General features: G+C 76.8%; 21 protein-coding genes. 8 read left to right on the top strand and 13 right to left on the bottom strand.

Annotated features, from left to right (window positions below):
- Positions 1 to 4: 4 nt before the first annotated feature.
- The 5 genes from BM414_RS06220 to BM414_RS06200 form a co-directional block, all read right to left on the bottom strand.
- A complete protein-coding gene (locus tag BM414_RS06220) occupies positions 5 to 844 on the bottom strand; it encodes a 5-oxoprolinase subunit C family protein (RefSeq protein WP_093578559.1) in 840 nt (279 codons plus the stop codon).
- On the bottom strand, positions 841 to 1452 hold the full coding sequence (locus BM414_RS06215) for a 5-oxoprolinase subunit B family protein (RefSeq protein WP_093578760.1): 612 nt from the start codon (positions 1450 to 1452) through the stop codon (positions 841 to 843). Before BM414_RS06215 ends, BM414_RS06220 begins: the two co-directional genes overlap by 4 nt.
- The gene (locus BM414_RS06210; RefSeq protein ID WP_217644571.1) at positions 1452 to 2204 is read right to left on the bottom strand and encodes a LamB/YcsF family protein; all 753 of its coding nucleotides are present in this window, start codon (positions 2202 to 2204) and stop codon (positions 1452 to 1454) included. Before BM414_RS06210 ends, BM414_RS06215 begins: the two co-directional genes overlap by 1 nt.
- 14 nt (positions 2205 to 2218) lie before the next feature.
- Positions 2219 to 3475 carry an NRAMP family divalent metal transporter gene (locus BM414_RS06205; RefSeq protein ID WP_175551449.1) on the bottom strand — a complete coding sequence of 419 codons (1257 nt, stop codon included), beginning with the start codon at positions 3473 to 3475 and terminating at the stop codon, positions 2219 to 2221.
- 134 nt (positions 3476 to 3609) lie between these two features.
- On the bottom strand, positions 3610 to 4521 hold the full coding sequence (locus BM414_RS06200; RefSeq protein ID WP_093578558.1) for an EamA family transporter: 912 nt from the start codon (positions 4519 to 4521) through the stop codon (positions 3610 to 3612).
- Positions 4522 to 4611: 90 nt separating this feature from the next.
- On the opposite strand from BM414_RS06200, the gene BM414_RS06195 reads away from it, so the two are divergent.
- Entirely contained in the window at positions 4612 to 5118 is a 507-nt protein-coding gene (locus tag BM414_RS06195) for a MarR family winged helix-turn-helix transcriptional regulator (RefSeq protein WP_093578557.1), read from the top strand.
- Positions 5119 to 5170: 52 nt separating this feature from the next.
- On the opposite strand, the gene BM414_RS06190 is transcribed toward BM414_RS06195, so the two are convergent.
- The 5 genes from BM414_RS06190 to BM414_RS06170 form a co-directional block, all read right to left on the bottom strand.
- Complete coding sequence (locus BM414_RS06190) at positions 5171 to 6652, bottom strand: amino acid permease (RefSeq protein WP_093578556.1); 1482 nt, start codon at positions 6650 to 6652, stop codon at positions 5171 to 5173.
- Positions 6653 to 6753: 101 nt separating this feature from the next.
- Positions 6754 to 7605: a pyridoxal kinase PdxY gene (gene pdxY / locus BM414_RS06185; RefSeq protein WP_217644570.1), complete on the bottom strand. Its 852-nt coding sequence runs from the start codon at positions 7603 to 7605 to the stop codon at positions 6754 to 6756.
- Between the two features lie 76 nt (positions 7606 to 7681).
- A complete protein-coding gene (locus BM414_RS06180) occupies positions 7682 to 8659 on the bottom strand; it encodes a bacteriorhodopsin (RefSeq protein WP_245784525.1) in 978 nt (325 codons plus the stop codon).
- A gap of 18 nt (positions 8660 to 8677) precedes the next feature.
- The gene (locus BM414_RS06175; protein ID WP_093578555.1) at positions 8678 to 9097 is read right to left on the bottom strand and encodes a phage holin family protein; all 420 of its coding nucleotides are present in this window, start codon (positions 9095 to 9097) and stop codon (positions 8678 to 8680) included.
- A gap of 56 nt (positions 9098 to 9153) precedes the next feature.
- Positions 9154 to 10053: a potassium channel family protein gene (locus tag BM414_RS06170; RefSeq protein WP_093578554.1), complete on the bottom strand. Its 900-nt coding sequence runs from the start codon at positions 10051 to 10053 to the stop codon at positions 9154 to 9156.
- A gap of 288 nt (positions 10054 to 10341) precedes the next feature.
- Between BM414_RS06170 and BM414_RS06165 the strand changes: the two genes are divergently transcribed.
- From BM414_RS06165 to BM414_RS06145, 5 genes are all read left to right on the top strand, one after another.
- Complete coding sequence (locus BM414_RS06165; protein ID WP_093578553.1) at positions 10342 to 11295, top strand: Gfo/Idh/MocA family protein; 954 nt, start codon at positions 10342 to 10344, stop codon at positions 11293 to 11295.
- Complete coding sequence (locus BM414_RS06160) at positions 11292 to 12380, top strand: zinc-dependent alcohol dehydrogenase (RefSeq protein ID WP_093578552.1); 1089 nt, start codon at positions 11292 to 11294, stop codon at positions 12378 to 12380. Before BM414_RS06165 ends, BM414_RS06160 begins: the two co-directional genes overlap by 4 nt.
- Before the next feature lie 140 nt (positions 12381 to 12520).
- Positions 12521 to 12916 (top strand): hypothetical protein, encoded by a 396-nt coding sequence (locus BM414_RS29155; protein WP_175551448.1) that lies wholly within the window; start codon positions 12521 to 12523, stop codon positions 12914 to 12916.
- A gap of 68 nt (positions 12917 to 12984) precedes the next feature.
- A complete protein-coding gene (locus BM414_RS06150) occupies positions 12985 to 13611 on the top strand; it encodes a maleylpyruvate isomerase family mycothiol-dependent enzyme (protein ID WP_093578550.1) in 627 nt (208 codons plus the stop codon).
- 44 nt (positions 13612 to 13655) lie between these two features.
- On the top strand, positions 13656 to 14051 hold the full coding sequence (locus BM414_RS06145; protein ID WP_217644569.1) for a TfoX/Sxy family protein: 396 nt from the start codon (positions 13656 to 13658) through the stop codon (positions 14049 to 14051).
- On the opposite strand, the gene BM414_RS06140 is transcribed toward BM414_RS06145, so the two are convergent.
- From BM414_RS06140 to BM414_RS06130, 3 genes are all read right to left on the bottom strand, one after another.
- Entirely contained in the window at positions 14048 to 14866 is an 819-nt protein-coding gene (locus BM414_RS06140) for a hypothetical protein (RefSeq protein WP_093578549.1), read from the bottom strand. The genes BM414_RS06145 and BM414_RS06140 overlap by 4 nt on opposite strands.
- A gap of 65 nt (positions 14867 to 14931) precedes the next feature.
- Positions 14932 to 16731: a glycosyltransferase gene (locus tag BM414_RS06135; protein WP_093578548.1), complete on the bottom strand. Its 1800-nt coding sequence runs from the start codon at positions 16729 to 16731 to the stop codon at positions 14932 to 14934.
- Positions 16728 to 17981 (bottom strand): glycosyltransferase, encoded by a 1254-nt coding sequence (locus BM414_RS06130; RefSeq protein WP_175551447.1) that lies wholly within the window; start codon positions 17979 to 17981, stop codon positions 16728 to 16730. The genes BM414_RS06135 and BM414_RS06130 overlap by 4 nt, the downstream gene beginning before the upstream one ends.
- A gap of 81 nt (positions 17982 to 18062) precedes the next feature.
- Here BM414_RS06130 and BM414_RS06125 point away from each other — a divergent pair, with 81 nt between their 5' ends.
- Complete coding sequence (locus BM414_RS06125) at positions 18063 to 19121, top strand: glycosyltransferase family 9 protein (protein ID WP_093578547.1); 1059 nt, start codon at positions 18063 to 18065, stop codon at positions 19119 to 19121.
- A complete protein-coding gene (locus tag BM414_RS06120; protein ID WP_245784524.1) occupies positions 19118 to 20149 on the top strand; it encodes a glycosyltransferase in 1032 nt (343 codons plus the stop codon). The genes BM414_RS06125 and BM414_RS06120 overlap by 4 nt, the downstream gene beginning before the upstream one ends.
- Positions 20150 to 20153 lie beyond the last annotated feature (4 nt).

Raw genomic sequence — 20153 nt, 5'->3', positions numbered from 1 at the left:
AGGGTCAGCGGCGCAGCCGCAGGGTCTGGCCGGGCCGCAGCTGCCCGCAGCGGTCGACGTCGTCGTCGGCGACGTAGCCGGCCACCGGGTAGCCGCCGGTCACCGGCGCGTCGGCGAGGAAGAGCACCGGGGCGCCGGACGGCGGCACCTGCAGGGCACCGCGCACCAGTCCCTCGCTGGGCAGCTCGTCGGGCACGCTGCGCTCCAGGCGCGGGCCGTCCAGGCGCAGGCCGACGCGGTTGCTCTCGGCGGTGACCGTCCAGGCCGCCGACCCGAGCACGTCCAGCGCCGAGGAGGTCAGCCAGTCGCCGCGCGGGCCGGGCAGCAGCCGCACGGCCACTTCCCCTCCGGACGGGTCCGGCACCGGGGCGACGTCGACGCCCGGCACGTCGCCGGTGGGCGCGCCGACCGGCAGCACGTCGCCGGGCCGCAGCGCCGGGGGACCGAGGCCGGCGAGCAGGTCGGTGGAGCGGGAGCCGAGCACCGGCTCGACGGCGATCCCCCCGCGGACGGCGAGGTACGTGCGCAGGCCGGCGGACGGCGCCCCGAGCGCGAGGGTGCTGCCCGCGCGCAGCAGGCCGGGGGCGTCGTGCACTCCCGAGCCCGGGCACCGCGCGCCCGTGGTGACGACCAGCAGGTCGGCCTCCGCCTGCAGCACCAGTCCGCCGAAGGTCGCCTCGAGCACCGCCGCGCCCGGCTCGTTGCCCACCAGCCGGTTGGCCAGCGCTGCCGACGCCCGGTCGCAGGCGCCCGACCGGCCCACGCCGATGCCGGCCAGCCCCGGGCGGCCGAGGTCCTGCACGGTGGTCAGCGGGCCGGGGGCCACGACGGTCAGCGCGCTCACGGCACCGCCACGAAGCGCACCCGCACCCCGGGTCGCAGCAGCGCCGCGGGGTCGCGGGACAGGTCGAACACCGCGACGTCGGTGCGCCCGACCAGCTGCCACCCGCCCGGCGACTCGCGCGGGTACACGCCGGTGAACCCGCCGGCCAGGGCGACCGAGCCCGCCGGCACCCGGGTGCGCGGCGACGGGCGGCGCGGGAGGTCCCAGGCGCCGTCGGCCGGCGTCAGGTAGCCGAACCCGGGCGCGAACCCGGAGAACGCGACGGTCCACTCCGTGCCGGTGTGCCGCCGCACCACCTCGCCGGGGTCCACGCCCAGGTGCGCGGCGACGTCGTCGAGGTCCTCGCCGTCGTAGACGACCGGCACCTCGACCTGCTCCGCGGTGTCCCGGCGCCCGGGCCGGGGCGTCGTCCGCCGCACCGCCGCCTCGACGGCGTCCAGCGTGGTCACCGCGGGGTCGGTCACCACCAGCACCGTGCGCGCCGCCGGCACGAGGTCCACGACACCGGCCGGCCGGTCCTCCTCCAGCGCCGCGTACAGGGCGAGGACCTCGTCGAGGTCCGCGAGCTCCACCAGCAGGGCCGTGGAGCCGCTGGGCAGCACCCGCATCACGGCGCGAAGGGGGCGAGCGCGACCCCCGCCTCGCCCAGCGCCGTCCGCACCCGCCGGGCGATGTCCACCGCGCCGGGGGTGTCGCCGTGCACGCAGATCGACTGCGGATCCAGCCGGAGCGCACCGCCCTCGACGTCGGCGATCGGCTCCCCGGTGGCCATGGCGACGCAGCGGCGGGCGATCTCCCCGGCGTCGTGCAGCACCGCGCCGGGCAGCCGCCGGGACACCAGCGTCCCCTCCGGCGTGTAGGCCCGGTCGGCGAACGCCTCGGCGACGACGGTCAGTCCGGCCTCGGCCGCCAGCCGCAGCCACGCCGACCCGGGCAGGCCGAGCACCGGCAGGGTCCGGTCGTACTCGGCGACGGCGCGCACCACGGCCGCCGCCTGCTCCTCGTGGGCGACGATCGCGTTGTACAGCGCCCCGTGCGGCTTGACGTAGCGGACGCGGGTGCCGGCCACGCGGGCGAAGGCCTCCAGCGCGCCGACCTGGTACAGCACGTCCTGGGTCAGGGCGTCGGGCTCGACGTCGACGAAGCGGCGGCCGAAGCCCGCGAGGTCCCGGTAGCCCACCTGCGCCCCGATCGCGACACCGGCCGCCGCGGCCCGGTCGCACACCCGGCGCAGGATCACCGGGTCGCCGGCGTGGAAGCCGCAGGCGACGTTGGCGCTGGTGACCACGCCGAGCAGGGCGTCGTCGTCGCCGAGGGTCCACTGGCCGAAGCCCTCACCGAGGTCGGAGTTGAGGTCCACGGAGGTGATCCTGTTCAGCCGAACAGGTCGATGACGGGGCGGACGGAGTTGACCGCGAGGTAGATGGTCCCGAGCCACGCCACCCAGCCGACCACCAGCAGCCAGCGCGGGTACCGGTAGCCGCCGAGCAGGTCGGTCCGCCGGGTGGCCACCCACAGCAGCACGGCGATGCCGATCGGCAGCAGCAGGCCGTTGAAGGCGCCGGCGAACACCAGCAGCGTGGTGGGCGCGGCACCGGCCAGCACGAACGCCAGCGTGGTGACGGCGATGAAGCCGACCACCAGCAGCGTGCGCGTGCGGTCGCTGGTGCGGGTCCGCGAGGTCACGAAGGACACCGATGTGTACGAGGCGCCGATGACGCTGGTGATCGACGCCGCCCACAGCACGACGCCGAACACCCGCAGCCCCGCCTCGCCGGCGGCCTGCTGGAAGGCCGACGCCGCCTGGTTCTCCGGGTCGAGCGACGCCCCGCCGGCCACGACGCCGAGGATCGCGAGGAACAGGACGACCCGCATGATCCCGGTGACGATGATCCCGGTGACCGAGCCGCGGGTGATGTCCCGGACGTGCCCGGGGCCGGTGACGCCGGAGTCCAGCAGCCGGTGCGCCCCGGCGTAGACGATGTAGCCGCCGATGGTGCCGCCGACCAGCGTGGTGATCGCCAGGACGTCGACCTGGTCGGGCAGGACCACGTTGCGCAGCGCCGTCCCCACCGGCGGCCCGGACGTGACGGCGATGTAGGTGGTCAGCAGGATCATCGCCAGCCCGAGGACGACGACGATCCGGTCGACGGCGACCCCGGCCCGCTTGCTCAGGAACACGGCGATCGCCACGAGCGCCGACAGCGCGCCGCCGATCTTCGGGTCCAGGCCGAACATCGCGTCGGTGCCGAGGCCCGCGCCGCTGACGTTGCCCACGTTGAACACCAGGCCGCCGATGACCAGGAAGGCGGCCATGACCCAGCCGAGGCCGGGGAGGACGAGGTTGCCCAGCTCCTGCGCCCGCCGCCCCGAGACGCCGATCACCCGCCAGACGTTCAGCTGCAGCGCGATGTCGATGAGGATCGAGACGGCGATCGCGAAGGCGAAGGCGGCGCCGAGCTGGACGGTGAACGTCGTCGTCTGGGTGATGAAGCCGGGCCCGATGGCCGAGGTGGCCATGAGGAACATCGCGCCCAGGACGGTGGAGCGGGTGCTCGCCGACATCCGCCCGCCGGGAGGCGCTGCGGTCTCCTCGGTGGCGACGGGACGGTCGGCCGGTGGATGCGACATCGGCGCTCCAGGAGCGATCGGCAGGCGTGCGGATCGGGGCGTCCTGCGGAGCGGGCGGACGTGCCCGCCGCCGGGGACGCTAGCCAGGCCGCCGGCCGGCGGCAACGCGAACCGGCCGGGGCGCCCGGCGTCGGTCAGCGACCCCGCTGGGCCACGACGACGCTGCCCAGCGCCAGGACCACCCCCGCCAGTTGCACCGCGCCCAGCGACTGTCCCAGCAGCACCCAGCCGGCGGCCGCGGCGACCACGGGGGAGAGCAGCCCGAGGAAGCTCACCCGGTCGGCGGGCAGCAGGCCGATCCCGCGCAGCCACAGCACGTAGGCCAGCGCGGTGTTGACCACGGCCAGGTACAGGAAACCGCCCACCTGGCCCGGCGTGACCGTCGTCGGCAGGCCCTCGACGGCCAGGGCCAGCGGGAGCAGCAGCAGGCCGCCCGCGGCGAGCTGCCAGCCGGTGAACGCCAGCACCGGGACGGGCCGGCCCCACCGCTTGGTGAGCACCACCCCGGTGCCCATGCACGCGGTGGCCACCAGCCCGGCGAGGACGCCGAGCGGGTCGAGCCGGGCCGAGTCGGTGAGCACCACGAGCGCGACCCCGGCCACGCCCGTCGCACCGAGGACGAACGTGCGGACGCGCAGCGGCTGCCCGAGCAGCGGCAGGGCGAGCGCGGCCACCACCAGGGGCTGGACGGCCCCGAGCACCGCGGCCACCCCGCCGGGCAGCCGGTAGGCGGCGACGAAGAGCAGCGCGAAGAACGCGCCGATGTTCAGCGTGCCGAGCACCGCCGCCTTCCACCACCAGGCGCCGCGCGGCAGCACTCGGCCGGCGGCCACGAGGAGCAGCCCGGCGGGCAGTGCCCGCACCGTGGCGGCCAGCAGCGGGCGGTCGGGCGGCAGCCACTCGGTGGTGACGACGTACGTCGTCCCCCAGGTGACGGGAGCGACCGCGGTGAGCGCGGTCAGCGTCCAGAGGGTCCGGGAGCGCCGCCGGGGGGCCGCGGGAGCCCCGGGGAGGACGGCCGTCGGCTCCTGCGCTGTGGTCGCCATGTCGGCTCCGTCCCTCGATCGAATGTATCTCGACTCCAAGATACTCGGCATCGAGAATCTGTCCACCGTGCGATGTGCGAGGATCGCCTCATGGCCGACCGGGACGGTGTGGACGAGATCGTCGGGCAGTGGGCGCGGGAGCGCCCCGACCTCGACACCACGGCGATGGCCGTCTTCGGCCGCGTCTACCGCACCGCCCGGCTGGTGGGGGACGCGCAGGAGCGGTGCTACGCCCGCTTCGGCATCACCCGGGCCGACTTCGACGTCCTGGCGACGCTGCGCCGGGCCGGTGGGTCCGAGGGCCTCTCGCCCGGCCGGCTCACCGGGGCGCTGATGCTCAGCAGCGGGGGGATGACCAGCCGGCTGGACCGGCTGGAACGGGCCGGGCACCTCGTGCGCGCCGCGGACCCGGCCGACCGGCGTGCGCTGATCGTGCGGCTCACCGACTCCGGCCGGGCTCTGGTCGACGAGGCCGTCACCGCCGGGCTGGCCGAGCAGCAGCGCCTGCTGGCCGGGATGTCACCGGCCGCGGTGCGGCGGCTCGACGACCTGCTGCGCGACCTGCTCGCCTCCGTCGAGGAGCACGCCGGCGACTGAGGGCGCCCGCCGCCGGGGGGGGGGGGGGGGGGGGGGGGGGGGGGGGGCGGGCTCAGCGCGGGCGGGCGCCCGTCCGGGCGGCCGCGCGGACGCGGGAGTTGCGGTAGCCGTAGCCGGCGTAGACGAGCAGCCCCAGGGCGAGCCACGCCAGGAAGCGCAGCCAGGTCTCGATGCTGAGGTTGAGCATCAGGTACAGGCAGGCGAGCGCGGACAGCAGCGGCAGCACCGGGGACAGCGGCACCCGGAACGGGCGCTCCAGTTCCGGGCGGGTGCGCCGCAGCGCGACGACGGCGACCGACACGAGCAGGAACGCGAACAGCGTGCCGATGCTCACCAGGTCGGCCAGCGTCCCCAGCGGCACGAACGTCGCCAGCACGAGCACCAGGCCGGCGAACAGCAGGGTGTCCCGTACCGGGGTGCCGGTGCGGGGGCTGACCCGGGCCACCGACTGCGGCAGCAGGCCGTCGCGGCCCATGGCGAAGCCGATGCGGCCGATGGTGATCAGGTCGACCAGGATCACCGAGGTCAGGCCGGCCACCGCGGCGATCGACACCAGGGACGACGCCCACCCGAGGCCCACCTGGTCGAAGGCGTCGGCGATCGGCGCGCCCTCGTCGATGTCGCGGTACTCGACCATCCCGACCACCACGAACGCGACGCCGACGTAGAGCGCGGTGGCCAGGCCGAGGGTGCCGAGCAGGCCCATCGGGACGTCGCGCGCCGGGCGCCGGGTCTCCTCGGACAGGTTCGCGACCGCCTCGAAGCCGGTGTAGGCGAAGAAGACGACGGCCGCCGCGGTCAGCACGCCGCCCACGCCGAAGGCGACGGGCTCGAGCCCGGCGACCACCTCGATGAGCGGCCGGGTCAGCCCGCTGCCGCCCTCGGCCGGCTCGCCGGGCGGGACGAAGGGCGTGAGGTTGGCGCCGCGCACGAACCACGCCCCGGCGACGATCACGAACACGCAGACGGCCACCTTGACCACCACGAGCACGCCGGTGACCCGCGCCGACTCCCGGATGCCCAGCACGGCGACGAGGGTGAGCGCCACGACGACGGCGGCCGCCCCGACGTTCACCGTGGACGTCTCGCCGAACAGCGACGGCGGCAGGTCGAGCAGGTTGCCCACGTAGCCCGACCAGCCGCGGGCGACGACGGCGGCGCCCAGCGCGAACTCGAGGAACAGGTCCCAGCCGATGATCCACGCGACGACCTCGCCGGCGGTCGCGTAGGCGTAGGTGTACGCGCTGCCCGCCGTCGGCACCGCGGAGGCGAGCTCGGCGTAGCAGAGCGCGGCCAGCAGGGCGACCAGGCCGGCGACGGCGAAGGAGACCACCACCGCCGGCCCCGCGTTCTGCTTCGCCGTGACGCCGGTCAGCGTGAAGATGCCGGTGCCGATCACGATGCCGATGCCGATGCCGACCAGGTGCCGGGCCGACAGCCGCTTGCGCAGGTGCCCGGCCCCGTCGGGTGCCTCGGTGCCCTCCCCGGTGTCCGCGCGCACGGCCTCGACGGACTTCGTCCGGAACAGGTCCACGCGGGGACGCTAGGTCGGGCGGGACGCGCCCGCCTGCTGGAGGCCTCCCTGCAGGGTCCCGCCGCGAGCCTGCGAGTGGTGGGGCGCAGGGAGGTCCGTGCTCAGACCTCCTCGACGGGGAAGCTCCGCGACGGCGACACGAACTCGTCCTGGGCGGCCACGAGCAGGATCTCCCGCGAGCCGGCCTCCTCGGTGCGCCGCAGCAGGCCCCAGACGCTGGCCGCGGCCCGGCCCAGCGCCTCGCCGGCCGAGCGGGTGTCGAGCCAGTGCGCGAGGAACAGCGCGGCGATCGCGTCGCCGGCGCCGTTGACCGCGACCGACAGCCGCGGCGTGCGCACCCGGAAGTGCCGGCCGCCCTCGGAGGCGAGCAGGTCCACCGCGTCGTCGGGGGTGTCCTCGGCCACCAGCGACGTCGTCAGCACCACCCGCGGGCCCAGCGCCTGCACCGCGGCGACCGCGTCCTGCACCTCGGTGAGGGTCCGCGTGGTCGTCTGCGCGAGCAGGTCGAGCTCGTAGTGGTTCGGCGTCACCAGGTCGGCCGCGGGGACGGCGACCTCGCGCATGAGCTCCTCGATGCCCGGGCGCACGAAGACGCCGCGGCCGACGTCGCCGATGACCGGGTCGCAGCAGTAGACGGCGTCGGGGTTGGCCGCGCGCACCCGCGCGACGGTGCCGACGACGGCGTGGCCGATGTCGGCGGAGCCGAGGTAGCCCGACAGGACGGCGTCGGCGGTGCCGAGGACCCCGCGGTCGGCGATGCCGTCGACGACCTCCTCGACGGCCTGCCCGTCGAACACCCGCCCGGTCCACGCGCCGTAGCCGGTGTGGTTGGAGAACTGGACGGTGTGCACCGGCCAGACCTCGACCCCGAGGCGCTGCAGCGGGAAGACGGCCGAGGAGTTGCCCACGTGCCCGTAGGCGACGTGCGACTGGATGGAGAGGACGTTCACCACGCCCGTACACGCTGCCATGCGCCCCGCGCGGGGGCCGAGCGAGGGTGCCGGCCGGGTCCCGGGGGCGGCGGCACGGTCACCCCGGGTCGGACGGCGCCCGGGTGGCCCCGCCGCGGGCGCCGTCGTCGTGGTCCTCCCGCCCGCGCAGGTGCGCAGGCGCGGAGTGCTCGTGCGGGTGCCGTGGGTGTCCCACCTCGGGGAGCACGCCCTCGCTGTGGTGCACGTTGCTGATCCATACCGGCTCGGGGTGGGTGTCCACGCCCGCCGCGACGTCCTCGGCGGTCCGCAGCAGGGCGACCTTGTGGACCAGCAGCCCGAAGCCGACCTTGGCCACGACGTCGGCAGCGGAGTAGGCCACCTGCACGGTCGCGGACCAGGCCGGCGTGACGTCGGCGAAGACCGGGATCGCGTAGACCAGCGGGTACACGCCGAAGGCGGCCAGCAGCACGATCGTGGCGTTGCGCAGGCTCACCCCGGCCTCGCGGCCCATGTGCGGGAGCGAGGCGCGCACGGCGCCGATCAGGGCCACGTACAGGTAGGCGAAGAACGCGGTGCTGACCAGCCCCCAGACCACCAGGGCGGTGCGGTCGCGGCCGTCGGCGACCAGCTGCGCGCCGACGTAGCCGGTGAGGATCATGAGGAAGGCGGCGGCCACGGTGGTGGCACGCAGGTTCCGCGCCCGCTTCCCGGACAGCGAGCAGACCGCGAGCAGCTCGACCGTCAGCAGCGGGACGGTGACCGCCCAGTCGGGATACCGCGTCGAGCCGGTGAACCGCGCCTCGGCGTTGGGCTCGTACACGCCGTCGACGAGCGTGAAGCCGCTGTCCCACTTCAGGAACAGGACCAGGTAGCTGACCGTCGCGATCGCCGCGAGGCACAGGCCGGCGTGCATCGCCGGCCGGTAGCGCCGGCCCACCTCCTGCCGGCCGGCCCAGGTGTAGAGGAAGTAGGCGAAGAGGGCGAACCCCGCCGCCATCAGCGCGAAGTGCACCAGGTCGTAGAGGCCCAGCGACATCGTCTGCAGCTCGGGGGTCGGCGTGTCGACCACGTCCACGGCACAGGCTCCCGCGGGTCAGCCGGCCGGCGGCGGCGTGCCGGCGGCGGTCGTCGCCACCCGCACGTCCTCGCGCACGCTGGCCACCGTCCGCTCCGGCAGCAGCGACCCGGCCCGGCGCAGCTCCTGCCGCGCGGTGGACGCCAGGACGGCGGCGCCCCCGCCGTAGAGCAGCGTCGCCACGGCCGCGGCGGCGGACGGGGAGAGGCGGCGCTCGAGCAGCCGCACCAGCAGCGCGCTCGACGTGCCGACCGCCAGGACGCCGAGCCCTGCCGCACCGCCCAGCAGGGCGGCCGCCCGCCCGGCCCGCTTCGCCTTCCCGGAGATCTCGGCCCTGGCCTGCTCCAGCTCCCGCTGGACGAGCGTCGTCAGCTCGGTGCTCAGCGTCTGCAGGAGCTCGGCTGTCGAGGCGCTCGCGGAGGGGGTGCTCTCGGTCATCGGGTCCTCGCTGCAACTGGAGTCGGACGGGCCCGGTCGGCTCCCGCGGTGCCGGGCTACCCGGGGGACCGCGGGCCAACCGATCCCGGTCCGGGGTGCGGGTGCCCGTGGTCGTCGGCGTAGGCGGCCACGAGGTCCCCGACGGCGCCGCCGCGATGGAGGAACTGGCGGTCGAGCACGCCGGTCAGGTCCTCGAGCACCAGCGCGAGGTACTCCCCGCTGCTGCGGACGGCGTCGTCGGGACAGGAGCGGGCGGCGTCGGCGAGCCGCAGCGCCACCGGCAGCTGCCGGGGCAGCGCGGTCTCGGGCTCGACGTCGCCGAAGTAGTAGGTCTCGGCGTGCTGCGTGAGGTCCACCCGCACGCGCACCAGGTCGCCGGCGACCTCCCGCAGCACGCCCGGGTCCGGTACGGACGGGCCGGTGCGATCCAGCAGTGCCAGCCGCAGCGCGAGCGCCCGCCGCCGGCTCAGTGCCGGGTAGACCTGCAGCACCCAGGTGACCGCGGCGGTGAGCAGCACGAACCCGATGAGCGCCTGCACCGGGACGGCGATCCGCAGCCACGAGCTCTCCGGGACGATGTCGCCGAAGCCGAGGGTCGCCAGGGTCACGATGGACAGGTAGACCGCGTCGATCAGGCGCCCGCGGCCGGCGGTCTCCAGCCCGCTGCCGTAGACGAAGCCCTCGGGCAGGTGCGGCCAGTAGACCAGCGTCCAGCCCAGCACCAGGAGCAGCACCCAGGCCAGCACGACGGCGCCCATGGTCACCGGCCCACCGAGGAACCCCAGCCGCTGCCGGTGCCGGGCCCGCCGTGCGGCGCGCCAGACGACGTGCATGAGCCGGCGGCTGAGCCCGCCGCGGCTGCTGGGGTGCCAGAGCGTGTGGACGATGTCCCGCAGCGCCAGCAGCACCAGCACCGCGCCGACCGCCGTCGCTCCCCACCCGGCCGCGGACCCCACGCGGGGAGCGTGCCAGCAGGTGATCCCCGGCAGAGCACGACCTCCGTGCAGGACCCGGGCGCGCGGGTCCGGCGCCCCGCTCCCAGGCGCTCGGGTCCGGCGCCCCGCTCCCAGGCGCTCGGGTCCGGCGCCCCGCTCCCAGGCGCACGGGTCCGGCGCCCCGCTCCCAGGCGCACGGGTCCGGCGCCCCGCTCCCAGGCGCTCGGGTCCAGCGCGACCTCCGTCCAGCCGTCCTCGCGCCGAACCGGGCAGGGGTTGCCGACGGGACGGCGAGGGCAGGACGGGCCGGTGACGACGCGCATCGGAGTGGTGGGAGCCGGCTTCATCGCCGGCCGGCACGTGGAGTCCCTGACCGCCCTCGACGGGGTCGCCGTGGCCGGCGTGGCCGATCCGCAGGCCGACCGGGCGCGGGCCCTCGCCAAGCGGGCCGGGGCGACGGCGTACGGCTCGTGGCAGGACCTCCTCGACGGCGAGGACCTCGACGCCCTCTACGTCTGCGTGCCGCCGCACCAGCACGGCGACGTGGAGGAGGCCGCGGTCGACGCCGGCCTGCCGCTGTTCGTGGAGAAGCCGCTGGCCGGCGACCTGCCGACCGCCGAGCGGCTGGCCGCGCGGATCGAGGCGGCCGGTCTGCTCACCGCCGTCGGCTACCACTGGCGCTACCTGGACACCCTCGAGCAGGCCCGCGGGCTGCTCGCCGACGCACCGCCGCGGCTGCTGCTCGGCGCGTGGCTGGACACGGCGCCGAACGTGCCGTGGTGGGCACGGCAGGACCAGTCCGGCGGGCAGACCGTCGAGCAGGCCACCCACCTGCTCGACGTCGGCCGGGTGCTGGCCGGGGAGGTCGCCGGCGGGTTCGCCACCGGCGGGCGCTCGCCGGACGGGCCGGGTGACGTCCTCGATGTCTGCACCGCCTCGCTGCGCTACGAGAGCGGCGCGGTGGGCACGTTCTCCAACAGCTGCGTGGCCCCGCGCCGCTACCGGATCGGCGTGCAGGTGGTCGCCCCCGGTCTGGGCCTGGAGCTCACCGAGCACGAGCTGCGGATCACCGACGCGGCGGGGGAGCGCACCGTGCCGCGGCAGGCCGACCCGATCGCGGTCGAGGACGCCGCGTTCGTCGCCGCCGTCCGCGGGGAGGGCGACGACGTCCGGGCGCCCTACGCCGAGGCGCTGCGCACCCACCGGGTCGCGGTGGCCGTCGCGCAGGCCGCCGCGGCCGACGGCGGGACGGTGCAGCTGTGACCCGGCCGGTGCGGACCATCGGCGTCGTCGCACCGGGGCAGCCGGCCGTCCTCGACGACACCGAGCCCGAGCCCGGCCCCGGCCAGGCGTGGGTGGCCACCGAGTTCAGCGGCGTCAGCGCCGGCACCGAGGTGGCGCTGGTGCGCGGCACGGACCCGCACCACGCCACCTCCTGGGACCCCGACCTGCGCTCGTTCGCCCCCGGCGGCCCGACCGCCGGCTACCCGGTGAGCGGCCTGGGCTACATGGAGGTCGGGACGGTCACCGAGAGCCGCACGCCCGACCTGGCCGAGGGCGCCCGGGTGGCCATGGCCTACGGCCACCGCACCGGCCGCTGCGCCGACCCGGCGACCGCGCACGTCATCCCGGTGGCGGAGGACCTCGACCCGCTGCTCGGCGTCTACCTCGCCCAGATGGGCCCGATCTGCGTCAACGGCCTGCTGCACGCCACCGCGCAGTTCGCCGGGCCCGCCGGCGGGGTCGGCGAGGGCGTCCGCGACCGGCACGTGCTGGTCACCGGCGCCGGCGTCATCGGGCTGCTGTCGGCGATGCTGGCCGTGCGGCACGGCGCCGCCGACGTCGTCGTCGCCGAGTCCTCGCCCGCGCGCCGTGCGGTCGCGGAGACGCTGGGGCTCGCGACCGTGGACGGCGGCGCCTGGCCCGAGGTCAAGCAGCGCTGGCGGCACGCACCCGGCGACGCCGGCGCCGACCTCGTCCTGCAGTGCCAGGGCCACGACACCGCACTGGCCACCGGGCTCAAGGCGCTGCGGCCGCAGGGCGTCGTGATCGACCTGGGCTTCTACCAGGCGGGCGCGGAGGCGGTCCGGCTCGGCGAGGAGTTCCACCACAACGGTCTGGCGGTGGTGTGCGCCCAGATCAGCCGGGTGCCGCGCGGGATGGCCGGCGAGTGGCCGCGGCGGGCGCTGGCCGACGTCACCCTGGACCTGCTCCGCGAGCGCGGCGACGACGTCCTGCGGCACCTGGTCACCGACGTGGTGCCGTTCGAGGAGGGTCCGCGGCTGCTGGCCGACCTCGCCGGGCGCCGGCTGCCCGCCCCGCCGCTGCAGGCCGTGCTGCGGTTCTGAGGCGCTGCCGGACACCTCACCGGCGTGTCGCGCGGCGAGCCGCACGGACGGCTTGTCGCGGAACGGCAGCGGCGGGATCCTGCGCTCACCACCGCGGTTCCCGGTAGCCCGGGCGCGGTGGGGTCCAGGGGAGGACCGCCATGAAGTGGGCAGTCGTCAGTGTCGTCGGCTTCTTCGTGGTGACCGGGTTGGTCACCGCCATGGCACGGAGCAACACCGCCCGGTGGGAGCGCGACCACCGGGCGGCCCAGGCCGCCGCGAGGGCCCGTGCGGAGACAGCGCGCAGCGGCTGGGTGGCCGCGCTGGGGCACCGTGCGCACGGGGACGGCGCGGGGGAGGACCGCCCGCACCTGCACCTGCCGCACGTGCACCTGCCGGCCGGCCTCGTGGCCCGGCTGCCGCACCCGCACGTGCACCTGCCGCACGTGCACCTCCCGCAGGTGCACCTGCCCTGGCGGTCCCGGCCGGCCGAGCGGCTCGACGAGCCGCCGCGGGCGGGCGCCGACGCGGGGTCGCAGCCCGCGTCCACGCCCTAGCCGGCTCCTCGTGCGTAGGCCATGGGGGACTCGGGACGTGCCCGTGATCGGCCTGCCACGATGACCCCGTGGACACGTTCGCGGAGATCGCCGACGAGCGTCGCGGTCTGGCCGCCCTGGTGTCCGGACTGACGGACGAGCAGCGGGCGACGCAGAGCCTGTGCAGCGAGTGGAGCGTCCACGACGTGGTCGCGCACCTGGTCGTGCCCCTCGAGGTGAGCACCCCGAAGTTCGTGATGGCCATGCTGGCGTGCCGCGGGGACTTCGACCGAGCGAACGTCCGGCTGACCCGCGAGCAGGCACGTCGGCCCGTCGGCGATCTCACCGAGGTGTTGCGTCGGAGAGCCGACTCGCGGTTCACCCCTCCCGGTTCAGGTCCCGAGGCACCCCTCACCGACCTCCTGGTACACGGCCTGGACATCCGCTGGCCGCTGGGGCTGCCGCGCGAGGCCCCCGAGGAGCGCCTGCGCACGTCGCTGACCTACCTGACCGCCGCTCCCGTCAGAGGCGTCGTCTCCGCGGGCACGCTGGGCGGGTTGCGCTTCGAGGCGACCGACATCGACTGGGCTCACGGCAGCGGCCCCACGGTGCGCGGCGACGCCGAGGCGCTCCTGCTGGCGATCACCGGCCGCACGACCGCACTCCGCCACCTCGGCGGCGACGGCGTACCGACGTTGCGCGGCCGACTGGCCTGACCGGAGGACCTGGGCTCCCCGGTCCGCCAGGAGGGAGAGGACGAGTGGCTCACGATGCCGAGCTCGCGCAACGCGTCCGCGCTGCTGTCTCGGACGAGGACGACGTCCGCGAGGTCAGGATGTTCGGTGGCCTCGCCTTCATGGTCGACGAGAGGATGGTCGCCTGCGTCTCGGGCGGCGGGGGCGCCCTGCTCGTGCGCGTGTCCCGCAGTCGTGATGCCGAGTACCTCGGGGTGGTCGGGGCCCGCCGGGCGGAGATGGGCACGGGCCGGTCGATGGGCGAGGGGTGGATCGCCGTCGATCGAGAGGCGCTCACGGAAGACGCGGACCTGCAGTTCTGGATCGACGCCGTGCTGGAGTACAACGCGGAGAAGACAGCGGAGCGTCGACCGAACGGCACTCCCGCGGCCTCCGTCCCTGAAGAGGCGAGCACGCCCTAGCCGGCTTCCGGGACGTGGCCCACGGTCGGGAACGGCAGGGGCTCGGGCTCCGGCAACCGGGGCGCCCTGCCGGCCCGCTGCCCGCGCCGCGTCGCCTGTCCCGCCCGGCGTGCCGTCTCCTCCCGCTCGCTGCTGCGCCGCGCGTGCCGGGCGCGGGCCTCGGCGAGACCGGACGCCTCCAGGCCGTCGGCGGTGAGCCGGCAGGCGCCGAGCCGCATCCAGCGCGTCGCCCCGTCGGCGTCCCGGACGCCGACGAGCAGGCCGCGGTCGTGCCGCCGCAGCAGCAGCGCGGCGCCGCGGACGCCGGCCTCGGTGGCCGCCGCGTCGTCGGCACCGGGTCCGTAGAGCCAGGTGACCGAGGGGGTCTCGCGGCGCAGCCGGTCGTCGCGCTCGCGCCAGGCGGTGTCGGACAGCGGGGCGAGCTGGACCTCCAGGACGCCGACGCCGGCCACGACCACGTGCAGGCCGGGGTGGCCGCTGCGCCGGGGCGTCCGCTCGACCCGGGGCGTGTGGCCCTGCGCGGTGAGCCACGCGACCAGCGGCCGCCGGTACCGGAGGGAGTCGTAGGCGGCGCCGGCCGCGTCCTCCTGCCGGACGAAGGCGCACGGCGCGTCCCCGGTGTGCCGGAACACGGGCAGCGGCCGGTACGCGACCTCGAGCCGGCCGCCGCAGCCGCCGGCCTCGCGCGCGCACCAGAACCCGCCGCGGGCCTGTTCCTCGAGCAGCCGCGCGGCGTCGTCGTCGCCGGGCAGTTCGACCGCAGCCGTCCCGTCCGGCCCGTCGGTCACCGCCCACCGCAGCCCGTCACCCGTCACGGTGCCGACGGTAGGGAGGGGGTCCGACAGTCCCGGGGGACCGGCAGCGCGACGAAGGCCGCCCGTCAGCGCAGAAGCGAGCGGAACAGGTCGACGAGACGGTCGGCGTGCGCGTCGAAGACGTGCCGCCCGCGGGCGGCCATCGCCGCGGCGTGCCCGCCGCGACCCGCCACCTCCTCGCCGAGCACCGCCGCGACGTCGTCGGCCGAGCGGTAGAACAGCCCCGTCCCGTCCTCCCGCAGCACCCGCTCGACCGACACCACGGAGCCGGGGTTGGCCTGCTGCAGCAGCGGCAGCCCGGCGGCGAGCAGCACCGGCAGCCGGGCGGGGGAGTTGAGGTCGTCCCAGGTGGCCCGGCGCAGGTCGCCGCCGTTGACGGCGTCGAAGCGGTGCAGCCACCCGGCGTCGTACCGCGACAGCTCGCGCACCCAGTCCTCCGGCCCGACGGCGGGGTGCACGTGCACGAACCCGGGCGCGCGGGCCAGCGCCTCGTCCAGCCAGCCGGTCCACGACCCCTTCGGACCGGGCGCGCGCACCTGGCCGTACAGGTGGGTGTGCACGCCGCGGTCCGCGAGCGCCAGCACCCAGTCCAGGTCCAGTCCCGAGGGCCGGCCGACGACGGCGGCGTGCGGCTGCCCGTCGGCCTCGGACAGCCGGGGCGAGAGCGGGGCGTCGAGCCAGTCGCGCTTGGGCAGGTCGCCGTCGAGGACGCCGAGCCGGGCGGGGTCGACCCGGCCGGACAGCGCGAGGGCGAACCAGTCGCGCTCCTCCTCGGTGGCCAGCAGGACGGCGTCGGCGCCGCACACCAGGTCGGCCAGCATCGGCCACTCCCCGCGGACGACGCTGCGCTGCGGTGCCTCCTTGAAGTGCCAGACGAACGGCAGGCCGGGCAACGCCTGCCGCACCGCGTGCGCGAACGGCACCGCGCGCCAGTTCAGCTGTGCCCACACCACGTCGGGGGCCAGCGCGGTGACCTCGTCCCGCCAGCGGTCGCGGTCGAGGTCGGGCACGGAACCGAACGGCAGCGGCCCCACGGTGGCGTCGCCGAGCCCCTGGTCGGTCCACAGGCCGGTGAGGGAGTGGCCGCGCTCGGCCAGGGCCAGCACCCGCTCGGGGTTGAACGCCAGCTCCCCGACGACGAGCACCGACAGCCCGTCGGGGCGGGCCTCGTACGTGCGGGAGCGGAACCGCGCGTAGCGGGCTCCCTCGTCGAGGTCGGTGCCGTCGGTGGAGACGAACCGCAGCGGGCCGGCCACGCGGTAGCGGGTGCGGAAGACGTTGGGACCGCCGTCGGAGGACTCCCGGATCGCGCGCGACCGCTGTCCGGGGTGCTGCGTCCACGCGCAGGTGACCCGGCCGGTGCCCGTCGTCGCCCCGCGGGCGGCCACCCGCGACCACATCAGCCGGTCGAGGTCGTCGGTCTCGAGCTCCGCGCGCTCGGTCCAGCGGTCGCCGGTGCGCCGGTGGGCCACCTGGACGAGCTGGGCGTACGGCGTCCCGGCCGGCTGGTCGAGCTCCGCGCGGGCGAGCACGACGGCACCACTCGCCGGACTGTCGGCCAGGCAGCCGAGCAGGGTGGCCAGGTGCGCGGGGTACCAGACGTCGTCGGCCGGCAGGTACGCGACGACCGGCGCGGTGGTCTCGTCCAGCGCCCGGTTGAGGGCCGCCCCGAGGCCGCGGTTGTCGTCGGTGCGCACGAGCCGCACCCGCGGGTCGGCCGGGACGGCGACCGGCTCCCGTGACCCGTCGTCGACGACGACCGCCTCCCACGCCGTCTCCTCCTGCGCGAGCAGCGACTCCATCGCCCGCGGGAGGTAGGCCGCCTGGTCGTGCACCGGCACGAGGACGGCGACCCGGGGGGTCACGCCGCGGGCTCGAGGTCGCTGCTCACGCCCAGCAGCCGCTCGTAGACCGCGGCCACCCGCGCCGACAGCGCCGGCCACCCGTAGTCGGCCGAGCGGGCCCGGGCGCCGGCGGCCAGCCGCGCCCGCAGCGCGGGGTCCGCGGTCACCCGGTCGAGCGCGGCGGCGAGCGCGTCGACGTCGCCGGGCGGCACCAGCAGCCCGGTGACGCCGTGGCGGACCACCTCCGGGATCCCGCCGACGTCGCTGGCGACCACCGGCAGGCCCGCGGCCATCGCCTCGGTGAGCACCGAGCCCATCTCCTCGTAGGCCGACGGCAGCACGAGCACGTCGAGGGAGCCCAGCACCGCCGGCACCCGGGCGTGCTCGACGAAGCCGGCCAGCGTGATCCGGCCGGTCGCCGGGCTGTCGGCCGCCAGCCGCTCGACCAGCGCCCGGTCGGGCCCGTCGCCGACGACGACGAGCGACGCGCGCTCCCGCATCCGCCCGAACGCCTCCACCAGCCGGTCGGGGCGCTTCTGCGGCGCCAGCCGCCCGACGTAGCCGATCCGCGGCCGGGCGAGGCCGGGGAACACGTCGCCGGCGGACCCGGCGAACAGCGTCGGGTCGAAGCCGGACGGGATGGTCGACACCCGGTCGGCGGGGACGCCGTCGTCGCGGACGGCCGCGGCGGTGCGCCCGGTGAGGACGACGACGGCGTCGGCGCGCCGCAGCGTGCTCCGCTCGATCCAGCCGCCGAGCGCCCGCAGCAGCCGCACCTTGAGGCCGCGGCCGGTGAGCGTGTGCCCGACGCTGCAGTGCAGGGTGACGACGAGCGGGCAGCCGTGCACGCGGGCGGCGAGCCGGCCGAGCGGCAGCGTCGCGAGGTCCTCGCCCTGGTGGGCGTGGACGACGTCGACCGGTCCGCGGCGGCCGGCGCGCAGCACGGCCGGCAGCCCGGCGAGCGCCCAGAGCTGGCGCAAGCGGGGGACCGGCATCCCCGTGCGGTGCACGCGGGCACCGTCGCCGAGCGGGGTGGCGCCGCGGGGACCGGCCAGCCGGGCGGTCACCACCGTCTGCAGCACACCCCGGGCGTCCAGGCAGCGGGTGAGCGAGGCGGTGTGGTTCTGCATCCCGCCGATGGGGTCGAAGCGCGCGGCGCGGGAGTCGAGCTCCCCGGGGAGTCCGCCCGGCCGCGCGCGACCGGTCGCCGCAGGGGGTTCGAACACGCTGCACAGGCGCAGCACGTGCAGGTCAGCGGCGGGGCGGGTCACGCAGGGGACCTCCGGTTCCGGGATCGGGACCCGTAGTGCACCACGAGTTAGTCCGTCACACAGCCGGGGCAGAGGGGCGGGGTGCCGCTCCCGCTCGCTGACCCCGCCGTCCGCCGCCTGGCGCTGGTCCGGCTGCGGGTGGGCCTGGGCGACCTGCTGTGCACCGTGCCCGCGCTGCGCCGGCTGCGCGCCGCGCGTCCCGACGTCGAGGTGACGCTGGTGACCTTCGGCCGCATGGCGCCGGTCGTCGAGCGGCTCGGCGTCCCGGTCGCGCTGCTGCCCTTCCCGGGCGCGGAGGGCATCCCCGACGGTCCGGTCGACGCCGCCGGCTGGGCGCCGTTCACCGCGGCCGCCCGGGAGCGCGGCTTCGACCTCGCGCTGCAGGCCTACGGCGACCGGCCCGCCGCCAACCGGGTGACCGCCGCGCTCGGCGCCCGGCTCGCCGGCGGGTTCGCGCCCACCGGCTGGGACCCGCCGGCCGGCACGGAGCCGCTGCACCTGCGCTATCCGCTGGCCCTGCACGAGGCGGCGCGGCACGTGGCGCTGCTCGAGCACCTCGGGCTGCCGCCCGGCGGCGAGGCGCGCATGGACTTCCCGCTCACCGCCGGCGACGAGGCCGAGCACGCCGCCACGCTCGCGGCCGCCGGCCTGGAACCCGGCCGCTACGCCGTCCTGCACCCCGGCGCCTCGGCGCCCACCCGCCGCTGGCCGGTCGCGCGCTACGCCGCGGTCGGGGACGCGCTGGCCGCCGAGGGGCTGGCCGTCGTCGTCACCGGGGTGCCCGCCGAGCGGGACATCTCCGCCCGGGTGGTCGCGGCGATGCGCGCCCCGGCCGTCGACCTGACCGGCGCCACCAGCCTGGGCGGCCTGGCCGCACTGCTGCGCGACAGCGCCGTGCTCGTGGGCAACGACACCGGCTCGGCGCACCTGGCCGCCGCCGTGGGCGCCCGCAGCGTCACCGTCTTCCTGCCCGGCGACCCCGTGCGGTGGGCGCACCCGGGCCCGCGGCACCGCGCGCTCACCCCGACGGTGGCGTGCGCGCCGTGCCCGCACCTGGCCTGCCCCATCGAGTTCCGGTGCGCGCAGACGGTGGAGCCGGCCGCGGTGGCCGGCGCGGCGCTCGAACTGGCGTCCTCGTGAGGGTCTCCTTCGTCTCGGACTCCGACGCCTGGGGCGGGGCCGAGGTGTGGCTGTCGCACCACCTGCGCCGCGCGGCCGGGTGCGGCGCGACGGCGTCGCTGGTGTGCGCCGAGCCGGTGGCCGACGGCTTCGCGCGGTTCGACGTCGACCGCGCCGTCGTCCCGCTGACCCGGCACACGGCCGCCGCACCCGCCACCCGCGAGGCGCTGGCCGCGCAACGCCCCGACGTCGTGGTGGTCAACCTCGTCGACCCCGCCTCCAACGGCGCCGCTGTCGACGCCGCGCTGCAGGTGGCGCCCACGGCCGGCGTGCTGCACCTGGTGGGCGACACCCGCACCGGGGAGGAGCGGGCCGCGCTGGCCGCGCGCTACCGGCGGATGGCGGCGGTGCTCAGCCCGTCGGAGGAGGGCCGCGCGCAGGTGGTCGCCGACCTCGGCGTCGACCCGGCGCGGGCGCACGTGGTGCCCAACGGCGTCGACGTCCCGCCCGACCCCGCCGGCCCGGCCGGCAACGCGGTGCCCCGGATCGGCGCCTTCGGCCGGCTGACCGCGCAGAAGGGCTTCGACGTGCTGCTCGAGGCACTGCGCCGGCTGGACCTGCCCTTCGACGCCGTGATCGGCGGGGCCGGGCGCGACGACGCGGCCCTGCGGGCGGCGGCGGCGGGCCTGCCGGTGACCTTCTCCGGCTGGGTGACCGACGCGCGCGCCTTCCTCGCCGGCCTCGACCTGTTCGCGCTGTCCTCGCGGGTCGAGGCGCTGCCGCTGACGCTGCTGGAGGCGATGGCCGAGGGGCTGCCGTGCGTGGCCACCGACGTCGGCGACGTGCGGCGCGCGGTGGGGGAGGACGCCGTCGTCGTCCCGGTCGAGGACGCCGGCGCGCTCGCCGCGGCCCTGCGCGGCCTGCTCGCCGACCCCGCCGCGCGCACCGACCTCGGCCGGCGGGCTCGGGCCCGGGCCGAGCGCGACCTCGGCGCCGACCTCATGGCGCGGCGCACCTTCGCCGTCCTCGCGGGGGTCGCCGCTGCGTGAGGTG

It is taken from the genome of Geodermatophilus amargosae, from assembly GCF_900116515.1.
Classification (GTDB): domain Bacteria; phylum Actinomycetota; class Actinomycetes; order Mycobacteriales; family Geodermatophilaceae; genus Geodermatophilus; species Geodermatophilus amargosae.
Note: the sequence above shows the minus strand (reverse complement) of the source record. Positions and strands in the feature narration are given on the sequence as shown.